This is a genomic window from Flavobacterium sp. T50_26, from assembly GCF_057652995.1.
Window position 1 is genome coordinate 185 of sequence record NZ_JBYFCC010000052.1, and the last position, 1,363, is coordinate 1,547.

General features: G+C 27.9%; 1 protein-coding gene. It reads left to right on the forward strand.

Annotated features, from left to right (window positions below; translation table 11 throughout):
• Window positions 1–316: 316 nt before the first annotated feature.
• Window positions 317–1,324, forward strand: a complete 1,008-nt coding sequence (locus tag AC23MC_RS16380) for an IS110 family transposase (RefSeq protein ID WP_487569400.1) — start codon at window positions 317–319, stop codon at window positions 1,322–1,324.
• The last annotated feature ends 39 nt before the right edge of the window (window positions 1,325–1,363 follow it).

Sequence of the window (1,363 nt, forward strand, 5' to 3'; positions counted from 1 at the left end):
GTCCCTTTAACACGTTGAATAGCTTCAAATAGAATAATAGACATAGCGGTCTAATAAAGGTTCTAAAGAGTTTCAACCTTTACTTTGCAAAGTGTTTTAATTTAGAATTTCAAAAGGAGTTAATTAGAAAAAGTTTAAATTTATTAAAGGAAAGCAGAGGTGAACTATATCCCTCACTAAGAAAGATTTATCTCGCGTATTAGTCCTCTGCTGTCCCTTTAACACGTTGAATAGCTTCAAATAGAATAATAGACATAGCGGTCTAATAAAGGTTCTAAAGAGTTTCAACATTTTTTAATCTCTCAATTACAAAATTATGAAGAATTATTTATTTTATGTTGGCATTGACATCTCAAAATCAAAATTAGATGTCTTTTTAATTGAAAATGTTTCCTTAAACAAATCAGAGCATTTTATAGTTGAAAATAATTCAACAGGAATAAAAGCTATTATCTCTACTTTAAAGAAAAAGAAAATTGAATTTTCAAAAACGCTTTTTTGTTTTGAAAACACAGGAGTTTATACTTATCCTTTAAGTATTAATCTTTCAAATCTTCAGTTAGATTATTGGATAGTTCCTGCTGTTGAAATCAAGAGATCTAAAGGTATTTCTAGAGGAAAAAATGATAAAAGTGATGCAAAAGATATTGCTTGGTATAGCGTTAGAAATATTGATAAATTGAAATTATCTTCTATTGCAGAAAAAGAAATTCAACAATTAAAATTACTTTTTACAGAAAGAGAAAAGGTTCTCAAAACACTTCTAATTCTTGAAACTACTAAAGAAAATAAAGATTTTATATCAAATGATGTATTTAAAGCAGTACGTTTTATAAATTCTAAAACCATCAAAGCTTTAAAAAGCAGTCTCAAAGAATTAGAGGTTAAAATGAGAGAGGTCATTAAAAATAATTCCGAATTAAAACAACAATATGATTTAATAAAAAGTGTTCCTGGAGTCGGTCAACAATCAGCCCTGTATTTCATAATTGCAACTAAAGGATTTAAAGCATTCGAAAATTCTAGAAAATTTGCTTGCTACTCAGGAACGGCACCATTCGAATATAGTTCCGGTTCAAGTATTAGAGGGGCTACTAAAGTAAATCATATGGCTGATAAAAAAATGAAATCATTACTACAAATGGCTGCATTAGCAGCGGTAAAACACGACCCGCAAATGAAAGAATATTACATTAAAAAGAAAAATGAAGGGAAAAATAGTATGTTGATATTAAACAATATTCGATGCAAAATTATTGATAGAGTTTTTTGTGTTATTAATAGAAAAACACCTTATATCGACATCTATAAATTTGCAAGTTAAATAATTAAACTTTTTGTTGTAATTCATCATAGAATACGC